At 59.2% G+C, this 13,982-nt stretch carries 15 protein-coding genes; 4 read left to right on the top strand and 11 right to left on the bottom strand.

Annotated elements, in window-relative coordinates:
• The first annotated feature begins 345 nt into the window (after window positions 1–345).
• The gene (locus tag H035_RS0103065) at window positions 346–2,286 is read left to right on the top strand and encodes a TonB-dependent receptor plug domain-containing protein (RefSeq protein ID WP_022947536.1); all 1,941 of its coding nucleotides are present in this window, start codon (window positions 346–348) and stop codon (window positions 2,284–2,286) included.
• Here the strand turns inward: H035_RS0103065 and H035_RS0103060 are convergent.
• Window positions 2,201–3,013 (bottom strand): IS66 family transposase, encoded by an 813-nt coding sequence (locus H035_RS0103060; RefSeq protein WP_022947535.1) that lies wholly within the window; start codon window positions 3,011–3,013, stop codon window positions 2,201–2,203. The two genes, H035_RS0103065 and H035_RS0103060, sit on opposite strands and share 86 nt — an antisense overlap.
• A gap of 327 nt (window positions 3,014–3,340) precedes the next feature.
• On the opposite strand from H035_RS0103060, the gene recQ reads away from it, so the two are divergent.
• Complete coding sequence (recQ, locus tag H035_RS0103055; RefSeq protein WP_022947534.1) at window positions 3,341–5,164, top strand: DNA helicase RecQ; 1,824 nt, start codon at window positions 3,341–3,343, stop codon at window positions 5,162–5,164.
• Window positions 5,165–5,191: 27 nt separating this feature from the next.
• Here the strand turns inward: recQ and H035_RS17975 are convergent, their stop codons facing one another.
• Entirely contained in the window at window positions 5,192–5,749 is a 558-nt protein-coding gene (locus H035_RS17975) for a coiled-coil domain-containing protein (RefSeq protein WP_022947533.1), read from the bottom strand.
• A 77-nt stretch (window positions 5,750–5,826) separates the two neighbouring features.
• Between H035_RS17975 and H035_RS17970 the strand changes: the two genes are divergently transcribed.
• Complete coding sequence (locus H035_RS17970; protein ID WP_051149723.1) at window positions 5,827–6,309, top strand: helix-turn-helix domain-containing protein; 483 nt, start codon at window positions 5,827–5,829, stop codon at window positions 6,307–6,309.
• Complete coding sequence (locus H035_RS0103040; protein WP_051149724.1) at window positions 6,309–6,821, top strand: IS630 family transposase; 513 nt, start codon at window positions 6,309–6,311, stop codon at window positions 6,819–6,821. Before H035_RS17970 ends, H035_RS0103040 begins: the two co-directional genes overlap by 1 nt.
• Before the next feature lie 39 nt (window positions 6,822–6,860).
• Here the strand turns inward: H035_RS0103040 and H035_RS0103035 are convergent, their stop codons facing one another.
• The 9 genes from H035_RS0103035 to moxG all read right to left on the bottom strand — a co-directional run bounded on the left by H035_RS0103035 (window position 6,861) and on the right by moxG (window position 13,956).
• A complete protein-coding gene (locus H035_RS0103035; protein ID WP_022947532.1) occupies window positions 6,861–7,400 on the bottom strand; it encodes an SRPBCC family protein in 540 nt (179 codons plus the stop codon).
• An 18-nt stretch (window positions 7,401–7,418) separates the two neighbouring features.
• Window positions 7,419–8,387: a vWA domain-containing protein gene (locus H035_RS0103030; protein ID WP_022947531.1), complete on the bottom strand. Its 969-nt coding sequence runs from the start codon at window positions 8,385–8,387 to the stop codon at window positions 7,419–7,421.
• Window positions 8,387–8,938, bottom strand: coding sequence for an MxaK protein (locus tag H035_RS21950; RefSeq protein WP_022947530.1), 552 nt, complete (start codon window positions 8,936–8,938; stop codon window positions 8,387–8,389). Before H035_RS21950 ends, H035_RS0103030 begins: the two co-directional genes overlap by 1 nt.
• Window positions 8,935–9,921, bottom strand: coding sequence for a vWA domain-containing protein (locus tag H035_RS0103020; protein WP_022947529.1), 987 nt, complete (start codon window positions 9,919–9,921; stop codon window positions 8,935–8,937). The genes H035_RS21950 and H035_RS0103020 overlap by 4 nt, the downstream gene beginning before the upstream one ends.
• On the bottom strand, window positions 9,902–10,825 hold the full coding sequence (locus H035_RS0103015; protein ID WP_022947528.1) for a hypothetical protein: 924 nt from the start codon (window positions 10,823–10,825) through the stop codon (window positions 9,902–9,904). The genes H035_RS0103020 and H035_RS0103015 overlap by 20 nt, the downstream gene beginning before the upstream one ends.
• Window positions 10,826–11,120: 295 nt before the next feature.
• Complete coding sequence (locus H035_RS17960; protein ID WP_022947527.1) at window positions 11,121–11,963, bottom strand: DUF58 domain-containing protein; 843 nt, start codon at window positions 11,961–11,963, stop codon at window positions 11,121–11,123.
• On the bottom strand, window positions 11,960–12,991 hold the full coding sequence (locus H035_RS0103005) for an AAA family ATPase (RefSeq protein ID WP_022947526.1): 1,032 nt from the start codon (window positions 12,989–12,991) through the stop codon (window positions 11,960–11,962). The genes H035_RS17960 and H035_RS0103005 overlap by 4 nt, the downstream gene beginning before the upstream one ends.
• Before the next feature lie 114 nt (window positions 12,992–13,105).
• Window positions 13,106–13,390: a methanol dehydrogenase [cytochrome c] subunit gene (locus tag H035_RS0103000; protein ID WP_022947525.1), complete on the bottom strand. Its 285-nt coding sequence runs from the start codon at window positions 13,388–13,390 to the stop codon at window positions 13,106–13,108.
• 17 nt (window positions 13,391–13,407) lie between these two features.
• The gene (gene moxG / locus H035_RS17955; RefSeq protein ID WP_084684816.1) at window positions 13,408–13,956 is read right to left on the bottom strand and encodes a cytochrome c(L), periplasmic; all 549 of its coding nucleotides are present in this window, start codon (window positions 13,954–13,956) and stop codon (window positions 13,408–13,410) included.
• Window positions 13,957–13,982 lie beyond the last annotated feature (26 nt).

Below are 13,982 nucleotides of genomic sequence, written 5' to 3'. Positions count from 1 at the left end.
AGCTTTTTGATCCCCCCTCATCCTTGCCTTTTCCCGCCAGCGGGAGAAGGGACTAAAACTCTCGCGATATACTCCGAACTAACCGCCCCCTCTCCCGCTGGCGGGAGAGGGTTGGGTGAGGGTGGAATGAATCAGAAAAAAATCTTAACTTCTCCGCCCAAACGGATTGGAGTCCTTCCAACCCCGCTTTCATCCATCGGTCCATGGCCTCGACTTTGTGGGATCGGAACCTCAAGGGGCTGGCATCCGGCTCGGTTGCGAAAAGAAAAAGCCAGATAACAAACGATGCCGCCGTGCTTAATAAAAAAACTAAACTTTAGACAAATCAACGGCCTCCATTTTGAAATGGCGATTGAAAAATTGCATCTGCAATACTTGACGTATCTGTTGATAGCAAATCCCACGATCGCGCTAGCCGATCCTTCGCCGGAACACACCTTACCTCCCATGATCGTTACCCCGTCTGATTCCGAAACAAATGGTGCCGAACCCCCTATCCTGGACGAAACACGCGCCACCACACGCTTGACGCAAAAAGATATACAGATTGCCCATGAACGCAGTATCGACGAGGTACTGCGCGGACAAGCGGGTATCGGGATCACCCAGGGCGGCAGCTTCGGCTTCGGATTAATCCAAGCCCGGGGGGTTAGCGGGCAAGGCATGCTGACCCTGGACGGCGTGCCGGTGCCAGATTCGCTACCCGGCGTGGTCAATATCAACGCCGTTCTGCCGGACGGCATGGAACGCGTGGACATCCGGCGCGGTTTCGCTCCGGCCTCGCGGCCGTTTTCCGCCTTGGGCGGCGCAATCGATTTAACTTCGCGCACCGCCCGCGACAATAGCCTCGATCTGCGCGTGGAAGGCGGTAGCTTCGGCTTTCTTGGCGAAACGCTGCGCGCCAACCTGGCAACGGAAAGCGCGCGCCTTGCGGTGTCCGCAAACCGCTCGGATGCGTTCGACGGCGCTTATCTCGCCCAACAGTCCAACGGCAACCCGGAACGCGATCCGTTCCACTCCACCCAGGCGTTGATGAAAACCGGCGTGGATCTCAGCGACAGCGTTACTTGGGAAGGGTCGTTGCTGTACCGCAATTCGTGGACTGCATTGGACGGCTACGGCATCCGCGACGGGAGGCTGGCCATAGTCGATCAAGATGACTCGTTTCTCGACGAGCAAAACTGGATGGCGCAAAACCGTCTCCGGGCACAATTGAGCGACGATTGGCATAGCAGCCTGCAACTGGCTTATACGCGTTCCGACAACCATGGCCGGATCTCCGGGTTGAATGTGGGCTATACCACCGAACTTTATTTGGCCCGCTGGCTTAACGAACAACGCGTCTGGCGGGGGCAAAACGAGGATGCCGTCCATTTGGTCTGGGGCGCGGAAGGGCGCTACGAGTGGGCGGAGGCGCCGACTTTCGGTCCGCCGCCCGACTTTGAACCGGGTGCGCCGTTCGACGAAAACCGCAACCAGCAAGCCGGTTTTCTGGAAACCCGTTTTGCCTACGGCGATTTCAACGGTGATGTTGGCGTTCGCTACGAAAGCTACAGCCGCTTCGACGCGCAAGTGTTGTTCCACGCCGGCGCGGCTTGGCAAATTTCGGACACGCTGAAGTTGCGCGCCAACGGGGGCAACGGCTTCCGCATTCCCAGCTATGCGGAAAGGCTGTATCCGCTGCTAGGCAATCTTGCGCTTAAACCGGAACGCGGCGCGGGCGGCGACCTCGGCTTGAAATGGCAGGCATCGTCGATGCTCGAACTAAGTCTTACCGGCTTCTACGGCCGTTACGACGACTTGATCGTCGTCAGCTGGGTGCCGCAGCCCAGCGCCGCGATTCCCTGTGCCGGCGAATGCATCTCCAATGTCGCCAACGCCACCATTGCCGGCCTGGAAGCCGGCGGCGAAATCGCCTTCGACGATCAATGGCGCGGCGGCGTCTCCTACACGTATACCGACGGCCGCAATCTCGACAATCACCGCCGGTTGCCGCTCCAGGCGAAAAGCAGGGTCCGAATGTGGGGCGAATGGCGGGTCCCCGGCATCCCGTTGACTTTATGGGCCGAAGGCGTGTACCGGAGTCTCATCTATAGCGACCTGGACAATACGCTCGACGAGGAGGACGCTTTCCGGCTCAACCTTCACGCCGACTACCGGTTATCCGAAAAATTTAACCTTTATGTGCGCGGAGAGAACGTCAACGACGATAGAACGCCCGATCTTTACAATTACGACCGTAGCGGTACGGCGGTCTATGGCGGCTTGGTATGGAAAATATTATGAGGAACCGTCCGCCATGACTGAACTCTCCCACCCCCCTTCCCTCCGCGACGGTCACGTTGGTTTCCCCCCGATCGGCGGTGAGGCCTTTATGGCCAAACGGAGCAATTGAATCCGGGAGCCGGCGCCGGTCTTCGGCGGATTCCGAGGGGGTCAGTTCGAAAATCTTGGCGATCCCTTCGAGGTTCACGACCTGCGACAAGCCGAGTTCCATCAGAAACACAGCCACACCCTGCAGATCGTCGCGGTCCGGAAGACCGTCGTCGCGCAGGGGGATCACCTCGGCCAGCAACTGTGTTTCAAGATCTCCCAGTGGCACTTGCCCCCCGTCGCTTTCGCCATTGGCGGTCGCGGTGTCGATCGCATCGCAGATCCGTTGCTGCAACGCCGCGTCTTGATCGGCCTGTAGCGCCCGAATACGACCCTTGGGCTTCAACCAGACCTTCCCCGGTAAGCGTTCACGAGGGGGCAAAGGCAACGGTTGTGGTTTGGGGATAGGTAACCGGAAGGTGACCTTTCCTTCGGTCATGCCCTGGGTACAGATGGTCCGCAGCGCTTGATAGACACTGACGCCTAAGCGTTTGTTGGCCAGATCGTAGTCGTTGTAGCCGCCATGCCGGTCGGTGACGAGAATCCCGTTGATATCCCCCAGCAGCACATTGGCGGCGCCCTTGCCTCGGGAATAATGAGTCAGGAAGTAGGCCGCCTGATCGGTCGATAAGGACCACAACCAATACACGCTTCGGTGCCGGTAAAGAAGTCAAATAGGGTCAGTTCTCACAACCCAATATTCTGCGCTATACAATGGCTAGACCTTTAAGATTGGAATTTACAAGTACCCTACGTGGGCCCAAGTGTTCACAGGGAGCTAGTCTCGCATTTTAATATTGGAATGTGAGACCTGACCCATTTTTTCTGTCCCTGTTTTCTGGGCATGGCCGGCTTAAAGCCAACGCCTATAGAAACCGAACAAGGTGAACTCGCCCGCTCACCCTATACGACTGGGAAAACACTGCGTTTGCTATAATTATCACAAGAAAAATGCGCGTCTTCGTTCATGCCTCCCTCCCCTGATCAAATCCTAAGCTCGGTCTTCGGTTACGACAGCTTCCGCGGTCACCAGGAAGCGATCATCCAGCACCTCCTAAACGGCGGAGACGCCCTGGTGCTGATGCCCACCGGAGGCGGCAAGTCGCTTTGCTATCAGATTCCCGCGCTCATCCGCCCCGGCGTCGCAGTGGTAGTCTCGCCGCTCATCGCCCTCATGCGCGATCAGGTGGAGGCGCTGCGCCAGCTCGGGGTGCGCGCCGCCTATCTCAACTCCACCCTGGAGTGGGAGGCCGCGCGCCGGATCGAAAATCAGCTGCTGCGAGAAGAGCTGGATCTGATCTATGTGGCCCCGGAACGCCTGCTGACCGAAGGCTTCCTGTCTCTGCTCGCGCGCACCCGGCTGGCGCTGTTCGCCATCGACGAGGCCCATTGCGTCTCCCAATGGGGCCACGACTTCCGCCCGGAATACCGTCAGCTCACCGTATTGCACGAGCGTTTCCCCGAGGTGCCCCGGTGCGCCCTGACCGCCACCGCCGACGAACCGACCCGACGAGAAATCGTCGAGCGCCTGGGACTCGAACAGGCCAAGGCGTTCACCTCCAGCTTCGACCGGCCCAATATCCGTTACCAAGTGGTGCCCAAACAGAACGGCCGACGCCAACTGCTGGGTTTTTTGAAAAGAGAGCATCCCACCGACGCGGGCATTGTCTACTGCCTGTCCCGCAAGCGCGTCGAGGAGATCGCGCGTTTTCTTTCCGAGCAGGGCTTCACCGCCCTGCCCTACCACGCGGGCCTGCCCGCCGACCGGCGCCAGGAACACCAGGCTCGCTTCCTGCAGGAGGACGGCGTGATCATGGTGGCCACCGTCGCCTTCGGCATGGGAATCGACAAACCCGACGTGCGCTTCGTCGCGCACCTGGAACTTCCCAAAAGCCTGGAGGGATATTACCAGGAGACCGGCCGGGCCGGGCGCGACGGGCTTCCCGCCGATGCCTGGATGACCTATGGCTTGGCGGATGTGATCACATTGCGCCAGCTGCTCGCGGCATCCCAGGCCGAAGAACGGCACCGGCACGTCGAGCGGATCAAGCTCGAGGCCATGCTGGGCTATTGCGAGTCCACAAGCTGCCGCCGCCAAGTGCTGCTGGGGTATTTCGGCGAACGTCTCCCGCAGCCATGCGGCAACTGCGATGTCTGCCTGGAGCCCATGCCCACTTGGGACGGTACCGAGGCGGCTCGCAAGGCGCTTTCCTGCGTCTACCGCACCGGCCAGCGTTTCGGCGTCCAACACCTGACGGATGTCCTCTTGGGGCGGATGACCGACCGGATTCAAAGCTTCGGTCACCACAAGCTGAGCACCTTCGGGATCGGCACCGAGCTCGACGAGGGTCAATGGCGCTCCGCGTTTCGCCAATTGGTTGCCGCCGGTCTGCTCACGGTGGACCTGGAGCGCCGGGGCGGATTGCGCCTCACTTCGGAATGCCGCCCTTTGCTGCGCGGCGAAACCACCATTCATTTTCGCCGGGACTCGGCTCCGAAAAAAACGCGGGCACAGCCGTCAAGCCTTCCATCGGGATTCGAGGATCCGGACACCCAGACATTGTGGGAAAGCTTGCGCGCGCAGCGGTTGAAATTGGCCCGGGAGCAAGGCGTTCCGCCCTACGTCATCTTTCACGATGCGACGCTCCGGGAGTTAGTCGTCAACCGCCCCCGGAGTCTGGCAGAATTGGGCTGTTTGCCCGGCATCGGCGAGCGCAAGCTGGAAGCGTACGGACGGATATTCCTTGAGGTCCTGCGCGCCCACAAGGAACGCTGGGGCCGGTCGAGTTAATCGACGCTAACCATTGTCGGGAAAAGCTTAAACAAGCTTGAAGAGGATGCCGGTCAGCATGGCCAGTTGCGCGATGGCCAGCCCCACCATCCATTTGATCAGTTCCGATTTGGTTTCGGCGAGTTCCTGACGCAATTCGGCCTTGATGGTTTGCTGCTCTTGCCTCAGAGTGGTCTCCAAGGTTTCCAGACCCTTCCTCAGATTGACTTCAACCGTTGCAATTTCCTGGCATAGATTGGTCTCAACCGTTCGCAGGTGACTCTCAACGGTTGCGATATCTTTGCGCAGATTGGCCTCAACTGCTTGCAAGCCTTTGCGCAGACTGCTCTCAACGGTTTGCAGATTGGTCGCTACGGATTCCAGGTCTTTGCATAAATTGGTTTCCGTCGTTTCCAAATCGCGCCGAGGGGTGTCGATTTTCGTATTCAATCCCTGGACCGCGTCCCGCAGGTCCTGCTTGGTGACCAGATCACGCGTGTCCAGGGCTTCGGACAAACCTTCGGTAATGGCCTCGGCCTGGGCTTCCGGTATCCCGGAAGCCTTGAGTTTTTTGACGAGAGCGTGAGTGTCGAGCAGCACGGTCATGACTGAAGTATAAGTCCTTCGCAACAAATTGACATGCATTAAAATGACGTTTTTTTGAACTGAGGGACAAGCGGACAATGGGCGTGAAAGCGATAGAATTGAGCGAAGGCGAGCGGGAAACGCTGCGGGCGATTATCAAAAAAGGCGTGGATTGGCGGGAGCGTGACCGAGCGGAAACGATCTTGGCCTTGTCGGAGGGGCGGACGGTGGCGGAGGTTGCGGAAACGCAAGGGGTGAAGCCGGAAACGGTGCGGGTGCGGCGGCGGAAATGGCTGAAAAGAGGTTTTGCGAGCTTGCCGGACCGGCAACGCAGCGGGGCGCCCAGCAAACTGACGGACGAACACCGCGTGCAGTTGAGGTGCTGGGTCGAGGCGGAGCCGTTGACGGCGCGCGTCCTACTGACGCGGCTGGAGCGGGAATTTGGCGTGAAGATCGGCGCGACGACGCTGCGCAACGAATTGAAGCGCCTGGGCTATGTCTGGAAGCGCACGCGCTACTGTTTAAAAAAAAGCGTGATGAAGGACGTTTTGAGCAAGCCCAGCGGGATATCGCCGAACTGATGACCCAGGCCCAGGCGGGTGCAATCGAACTGGCTTACGTGGACGAGGCGGGTTTTGCGCCGCAACCGCCGAACCGCTCGGCGTGGACGGCGAAAGGCGAGACGCACGCCGTTGCACCCAAGCGGGCAAAGCGTCTGAACGTGATCGGCGCGTTACTGTCGTCGGGCAGACTGTTTATGACCAAACTGTGGTGGAACGTCAGCGGACTGTACTTTTTTGCCTTCCTGATGGCGCTCGTGGAGCGTGTCAAGAAGCCGTTGGTGGTGATTTTGGATAACGCCTCGATCCATACCGCCAAGTCCTTGCAGCCATATTGGGAACTGCTGGAAGAAAAAGGGTTGCGTTTCTACTTCCTGCCCCCTTATAGCCCGGAGTTGAACCGCATCGAAATGTTATGGCGTAAGATGAAATACGAATGGCTCCCGTTCAAGACGTTCACGCCGGAAGAACTCGAACAGGCAATCGGTGAAATCGGGGCCGGTTTTGGCTCGGAATACATGCTGACTTTCTGATAAGCACTTATCATCCGTACCGAATCTGGGGAGAAACCCTCAATGGGCGAATGCTTCTTGAAGCCCTTCCAACCCCGTTTTCATCCAGCGGTTCATGGCCTCGACCGCCGCTTCGTCGCTGAGATGCTCGGGCGGGAAATTGCCGGTGTCGCCGCGGTAGTAGCGCGCCTTCCAACGCACCGTCACGGTGCCGTCGCCGTTGTCCTCGGTCTCCATGCGGGTGGAGTAGGAACTGACCGGCAGCGCCTTGACGTTGGGGTCTCCCTGGCGCAGATAGACGATGTGATTCTGCTCGTTGACCTCCAGAATCGCCTCGCTGAACCGCTCCCCGTTTTCCAGCTCGATCACCCGCTCATCCCCCGCGTCGTTCACTTCACAACGTTTCGCCAAGGGGTGCCAATCGCACAGAGCGGCCGGCGCCTTGACCTTTTCCCAAACCTCGTCGAATGACGCCTTGATCACCACTTCGTGATCGGATTTCTGGGGCGTGGGACCGTGCGCCCACGCGCTGGACAAAAACAGGGCTTGCAGGGCACCCAGGAAAATCAGCGTCAGGGGTAAGGTTGTCGATTTTTGCATTTTCGGGTTCTCCTTGTTTTAAGGTTTGCGATTAAAGCGATCGAGCCATCCCGTCAAGGCATACAGAGACAGCAGGAAAAACAGCGCGAGCAAGATCAACGCCGGCCCGAGATCCACCTTCCCTGGCGTACGCAAGGCGAAACCGGCCCGATCGAAGACTGCCAGTGGATTTTCGATCTCGCTCAAGGGTCGATAGGTCAGACCGGCTTGCCCGGCCAATTCGCGCAAATAAGCGTCCTTGCGCGAGGACAGATGTTCGCTGCCCTCTATTCGCTCTCCTCCGAACGGGGCGTTGCGGGGGTGGTAGCCGGGAAGATCGCTATAATCCCGGCTGGGTATCCCGAAGGTGGAACGGTGCGGGACGTCTTCGGGTTGATAGAAACCGATTTGCTTGCCGGTTTCGTCGAATTTGGGAATGGGAGTGAGCCGGCTTCCGCCCGCGCCCACAATCATTCCGCCAACCTCGCCCCGCAATCGACTGAAATCCGGCTTATAACGCGAATTGATCGGCGGCGCTTCGTGTCCGTCGGTGACGAACAACAAGGCGCTGTCTTGCAATTCGGCATTCTTACGCCACAACTTCATCGTGTCTTCCAACCCTTGGGCGATCCGGCTGTCGGCGGCCCAGGCCATCCGCCAGTCGAGATGGGCGATGACTTCGTGAAGCTCGTGGTAGTAACGGCAGACCTCCACCGGCATCATCAGCAGAGTGCTGCGCCGCTCGGTGAATACCCCGATCCCGAGGCGCGAACCGCACGGCAGGCGCCGCAGCCATTCGCCGAGGCCATGCCGGACATAGTCCAAACGGCTGACCGTCGTGTTTCCGATCTGCCGGTCCCGGGTATTCATGCTTCGAGTGATGTCCACGATCGCGACCAGATCGTAGACCGAACGCTCGGTTGGCCAATGGGGGCGCGACAGCGCCACACCCAGCACCAACACCGCCGAGACCAGCATCAGCAAACGCCAATCTCCAAACCGCCGCATCAGGGAAGCCCCCTGGGAAATCCGGGCACCCGGGTCCAGAGCGCCTCGGGCGGCTTCTTGCTTTCCTTCTGCGCCGCTTCCGGACTTTCGATCTGCGGCATCAAACGGATCGCCACCTCCAAGTTGTACTTGGCCGCCCATAAGGCGGGTTGTAGTCGAAGCGCCTCCCGATAGGATCGTTTGGCCAATTCCACCAAGGGGGCGGCTTCGTCGAAGTTGACATCTTCCAAGAAGCCGAGCGCGCGGCGAAGATAGAGGTTGCCCAGATTGTAATGGACCGCCGGCATAAGACGGGCGGGAGAGATTTCCAGCAGACGGCTGAAGATTTCCAATGCCTCCTCGTATCGGTTCTTGGCCGTCAAATGATTGGCCCAGGTCAGCTGCAGCGCCGGCCGCGCCGAGGATGAGGGAGTTTTTCCTTGCCCCTGGCGTATATTTTCCGCCTGCTGCGCTGCCTCCGATTGACGCCAATACTGCCAACCGAAAAACCCGCTGGCGACCAGCCCGATCAGCGCCGTCGCCGCAAACAACTCAAATCGCCATCGCTTCATCGAGCTTCACTCCCTTTGGCAATCAACAGCAATGCCACCCCTATCAAGGCAAGCCAGTAAAAAGGCGTGGCCAGCTTCCGCCGGGGCCGCTTTTCCAGGTAATGGAAAGGGTACTTTTCCAAGCGTTCGATGGTGTCGATGGCACGGCGCAAACCGCCGGCGCTTTCCGCCTCGAAGGCGCGGTAGGGAACGCCCAAGCTCTGAAAATATCGGTGCAAATAATATTCCGGCCGGGCATGGGGATTGTCCTGGGTGGAATCCTCGGGTTTGTCGTGAATCCCGGGACTGTCGGCGCTGCGCAGAAAAATCCAGTAAAGCCGGATGCGATGGCGCTTGAAAGCGACCCGCAATTCGTTTTGAATTTTGGGCTCGATCACCGCGGCGCCGTCGAAGACGAAGACGATCGCTCGGGAACCGCTCAGCGGCTGGTTCTCGAAATAACTCAATGCGCGCGCCAAGCCTTCGGCCACATGGGTATAGCCCAAGCCCGGCAGTGCCGCGGTGGCGATCGCGGCATAGTTGGGCTCGCGCTCGGCGGTCAACGGTCCCATGTACAGGGAGCCGGTGCTGAAACCGGCGACCCCGACCCAATCGTGGGGACGCTCCTCGAGAAAATCGCGTAGCAGCCGCGCCGCCGCCTGTCCCTTGGACTCCTCGTCTCCGCTGGGAGCACGCCCGGCGAAGGTATCGTCCATGCTGCGGCTGCGATCCAATAACAGCACCAGATGCGCGCCGCGTCCGATCCGTTCGATGGTCTGCTGCGGAATAAACGGACCGGCGAGGGCAATCACGCCGGATAAAATGCTCAGGCTGCCCAATAACGGCAAAGCGATACGGATACTCCGCGACCACGCGTCCACGGGCAGAAGCGCCAACCAGGCGGAAGGTGCGGGCCGCAGCGGAGAGCCCCACCAGGGCAAGAGAGCCAACGGAAGCAGCACCAGCCACCGCGGCGACTCGAGATTAACCACCCAATCCACCATACCTCAACTCTTGCCAAACCAATCGCCGCACCAGATGATTCAAACGCCTCGGGGAAAATCGTTCGGCTTGTTCGCCGCCGGTGAAGAACAAGGCCTCCGAGGCGTGGGCAAAGGCTTCGATTTCCGGTGCCATTCCCCGAAACTGGGGGTAGCGTTGCAAAAATTCATCCAATCTTCCCCACCAGCGACCGTCCCAATAAGCGTCGAATGCCCGATGAAGAATCAAGTAGGCACGTTGCAACCCTTCTTCTTCGCCGCGAAGCTTGTGCAACTCCCACCAAGCGCGACAAAAAGGCCTAGGTTGGGTCACTTGCCAAATGCCCAAGTGCCAGGCCAATCCGGCCAATCCGAGCGAGAACACCAAGAGACTGAACCACCAGCGATAGCGCACCGAATCCATATCGAAGGACGGCTGAAGCACCCCTTGCATGAGGGCCTTGCCCTCGGCGGTTTGAATTTCCCGAAGCGGCGAAAGCGTCAAGCGCCATGCCGGCAATTCCATCTTGTTTTCTTGCCCGCCGATCCGCAGCGGCAACGTCCAAGCGGGGATTTCCACCGACTCGGTGGTAAAAGGAGCGTAATCGACCTGATAGGTCAAACACAGGCGATCCGGTTCGATCCAGCGGGCGTTTCGGATCAACAGCCAACGGTTGAGTCTTACCGGCCAACCATCGCCTTTTTCTTGCAATCCACGGTTGGAGGGACCGAGTTCGCTCTCTCCCCTTTGAGAAGAAACACCGAGTTGGACGGGTTCCCTTTTCGGAACCGCCGCACGCCAGCACCGCTCCACCAGATCGCCAATGAAATAGCCGTAATCCCGGTAGGGCAAGGGCGTCACCTCGACCGGCTCGGCGCCGGCCATACCGGCAAACAATAAGAAGACCAAAAGAAAAACAAATCGCATATTACAGTCTGTTTCAAAACTCGACATAGCGTGCAAGCCTACGAGGTACGACAGCCCCTTAATCCCATCTCCGTTCGGAAATGGCTCGACTAAGGTCCCTTCTCCCGCGTGGCGAGGATGTCGCAAAAGTGTGATTCCCTTCTCCCTCTTGGAGGGAGAAGGCTAGGAAGAGGGTGGATTTAGAAATGAAAGACATTTTTTGATTTAAACCCCCCTCACCCCAACCTTCTCCCGCCAGCGGGAGAAGGCGCTTTTGCGACACCTTCGCCAACAGAGACTATTCATCGCCGGGTGATTAGGTCGTGTCGAAGTAACGCTGTAACGCGACCGGATCATAGCGATCTTCCATCCACAACGGCCGCCGACCGGCCGCCCGAAACAAGCGGGTGAGGTGGTGGCGTCTCTCTCCATACGTCTGCCGCAGGCGGCGCCGCCAACCGGGGCGCAGCACGATGAGCGTCTCCCGCCCAGTTTCGGCGTCGCGCACCCTTTTCAGGCCCCAGTTCGGCCAGTTTTCGTATTCATTCCTGCTCCAAACGACGACCGGCACGACGAAATGCCCGGCCAGTCGAATCAACGCCAATCGGATCAACCGGTCCGGCCAGTGGAAATCGGATACCAGAAAAACCAGCGAACGATGTGTCGGCAGATGACGGGGCAACATCGATACGCCGTCGGCGCATCGACCACCCCAAGGATCGCTATGTATTCGTGCCCGCCAGCGGGGCAACCATCCCACGCCCATCAAAGGCGGCATAAACAATTCCCGACGGGTGCTCTCGGCAAAACCGACGAATCCGATGCGATCCCCCAAGCGCCTCGCTCCCCAAGCCAGCGCAGTGGTCAAGTCGGTCAATATTTCGCGCTTCCCCGCCTCGACGCCCATGGAGGCGGACAAGTCCGCGGCGACCATCAATTTGGCCGCGCTGCGCTGCTCGAAAATCCGCACGTGGAGATTGCGATAGGGATCCAGCAGGCTGCGGCGTACGTCCAAACGGCGCAAATCCGGATGGCGGAGAAAGTCGGTCACCCCCATGAACAATTGACCGCTCCCCGCCCTCATGCCCCGATGGGCCCCGGGACGCACCTCCGTCATCGGAACGGGAATCCGGTAATGGGCTTCCGGAATCTTTCTCATCCGGCCGGCGTCACGACTCGGTTTAGAATCGACTCGATCAGCGCCGGCATCCACTCACCGCGCTGGGCCTCGAACACCGGTTGCAGAAAAATCCGATGCGCCATCACTGGCGCAAACACCGCTTGCACATCTTCCGGCACCAGTGCCGAGCGTCCGGACAGCCAGGCACGGACCCGGCTCGCTCGCACCAGGGCGCTGATCGCACGAGGGCTGGCGCCGGACAAAATCAACTCGTCCATATCCACACCGGGCAAGGCGATTCCAAATTCCGCCGGTTTTTCCGTCGCCCGCCACAGATCCAGCACATACCGGCGCATCGCCGAACTGGCCTCTACACCCTCCTGGATAGCCGCTGCAATCCGATTCAATTCCCGGTGATCCAAGACTGCCCGGGCAATGACTTCCAGCAACCGGTCCACATCGTGGAAGCGCGGTTCGAACGCCAAGGCTTCGCGCACCTCGGTATCGGCGGGTGCGGTCACGTTGACCTCCATGAAAAAGCGATCCCGGGCCGCCGCCGGCAATTCGAAGGTTTCCTCCCGTTCCACCCGGTTGCGATCGGCGAACACCTGCAGATGGGGAAAGTGAAATTCGCGCTCGAATGCTGTCACGCTGCGCTCGGCCATCACTCTGAGCAGCAAGGCGTGAACCTGAGAACGGGCGCGGTTAATTTCGTTGAAAAAAAAGATGGCCAGGTCGTCCTCCTGGCGCAGCAAGGGGCCGGGATCGACCCGGGGACGCCCGCTTTCGTCCAGACGGGTATGGTAGATCAGATCGGTGGGAAGCAAATCGACGGTTCCCTCGATGCGTTCGTAGGCCCCGCCCATGCCCTTGGCCGCCGCGCGCAGCAAAGTGGTTTTGCCGACCCCCACATCCCCTTCGAGCAACACGTGGCCGCGGGCGAAGATGGCGGTCGCCAGGTTTTCGATGACCCCGGTCTGGCCCAGAATCACACGGGCCAAGACCGCCTGCAAATCCTCGGCGCGCCGGCGCCAATCGGCCAGAAATTCGTCCTGATGGTCGAGCATAGAACCAGATCAACCTGCCAGTGAAGGTTTCGCAAAAGCGCCCTCTCCCGCTGGCGGGAGAGAGTTAAAGAACGTCCTTGTTCGCAATGCCTCCTGGGCTCAAAGGGGACTGGATCAGCCGCCGATTTCGTCCACGTCGTAAACGAATTTTCCGGTTTTCTTGAGATGCTGCCAGCGTTGCTTATTGCGCTGGTTCATCGCCTCGATCGACTTGCTTTGCTTGCTCAATTCGGCCGGGTCGTGTTTGGGATCGTAGCGGGTGCCCGCCACCTTTTCCGGATAGCCGGGCTTGGGTTCCCAACAGACGCCGGGTTCCTTGCAATTGGTGCCGCTATAGGCCATCGCGGAGCCGGCGGCGGTTGCCAGGACGACGGCAAGTAAAGTACTGGTCATTTTCATGGGTTACCCTCCTTTATTTAATTTTGGGGTTTGACGTGAATCAGCTTCTGGTCTTCGGATGCCTGTCCGCTGGCGCCGGATTCCGGACAAGTCTTCCATTCGATCTTGCTCGGCTTGCCTTGATAAATGCTGCGCAAGAAAGCCATGATTTTGAGCATCTCGTCGATTTCCAAATTGACATATTGGGGCCCCATCATGCCCTGGGCGCCGCCGAATAAAATTTCAAACAGCCCTTTGTCGGTCAGCCCGGCGGGATAGGTCCAATAGTCGTCCGCCAAACCGGGACCCAATTTGCCTTCGGCCTCATGTCCGTGGCATCCCGAGCAAGCCGACAGAAACAGGCTATGGCCTTCCTCCACGGCCTGATTGTCACAGTTGTAGGGGTTGTCTCCGGACTCGAGGAACGCCTCCACCGCCGGGCTTTTATCTTTCCAATCCTGGGCCACCGACAAATCCAAGGGCATCCCCTCGATCGCGTGTCGAAAGGTGACTTCCGAGTGGGCCGTTCCCGTTCCAAGCAACACGGCGGCCAAGGCCGTTGCAAGTGAGATTCTTCTCCTAGGCATCTTTTCTCCTGAACTCAATAATGATT

The sequence above is a fragment of the Methylohalobius crimeensis 10Ki genome (genome assembly GCF_000421465.1).
GTDB lineage: Bacteria > Pseudomonadota > Gammaproteobacteria > Methylococcales > Methylothermaceae > Methylohalobius > Methylohalobius crimeensis.
This window is presented reverse-complemented; position numbering and strand designations above follow the sequence as displayed.

Coding starts and splice junctions, on each gene's coding strand:
- recQ (WP_022947534.1), top strand. CDS start 3,341: ATGCCTCCCTCCCCTGATCAAATCCTAAGCTCGGTCTTCGGTTACGAC.
- H035_RS0103020 (WP_022947529.1), bottom strand. CDS start 9,921: ATGGTGGATTGGGTGGTTAATCTCGAGTCGCCGCGGTGGCTGGTGCTG.
- H035_RS21950 (WP_022947530.1), bottom strand. CDS start 8,938: ATGAAGCGATGGCGATTTGAGTTGTTTGCGGCGACGGCGCTGATCGGG.
- H035_RS0103035 (WP_022947532.1), bottom strand. CDS start 7,400: ATGCAAAAATCGACAACCTTACCCCTGACGCTGATTTTCCTGGGTGCC.
- H035_RS0103040 (WP_051149724.1), top strand. CDS start 6,309: ATGACCCAGGCCCAGGCGGGTGCAATCGAACTGGCTTACGTGGACGAG.
- H035_RS0103000 (WP_022947525.1), bottom strand. CDS start 13,390: ATGAAAATGACCAGTACTTTACTTGCCGTCGTCCTGGCAACCGCCGCC.
- H035_RS0103065 (WP_022947536.1), top strand. CDS start 346: ATGGCGATTGAAAAATTGCATCTGCAATACTTGACGTATCTGTTGATA.
- moxG (WP_084684816.1), bottom strand. CDS start 13,956: ATGCCTAGGAGAAGAATCTCACTTGCAACGGCCTTGGCCGCCGTGTTG.
- H035_RS0103015 (WP_022947528.1), bottom strand. CDS start 10,825: ATGCGATTTGTTTTTCTTTTGGTCTTCTTATTGTTTGCCGGTATGGCC.
- H035_RS17970 (WP_051149723.1), top strand. CDS start 5,827: ATGGGCGTGAAAGCGATAGAATTGAGCGAAGGCGAGCGGGAAACGCTG.
- H035_RS17960 (WP_022947527.1), bottom strand. CDS start 11,963: ATGAGAAAGATTCCGGAAGCCCATTACCGGATTCCCGTTCCGATGACG.
- H035_RS0103005 (WP_022947526.1), bottom strand. CDS start 12,991: ATGCTCGACCATCAGGACGAATTTCTGGCCGATTGGCGCCGGCGCGCC.
- H035_RS17975 (WP_022947533.1), bottom strand. CDS start 5,749: ATGACCGTGCTGCTCGACACTCACGCTCTCGTCAAAAAACTCAAGGCT.
- H035_RS0103030 (WP_022947531.1), bottom strand. CDS start 8,387: ATGCGGCGGTTTGGAGATTGGCGTTTGCTGATGCTGGTCTCGGCGGTG.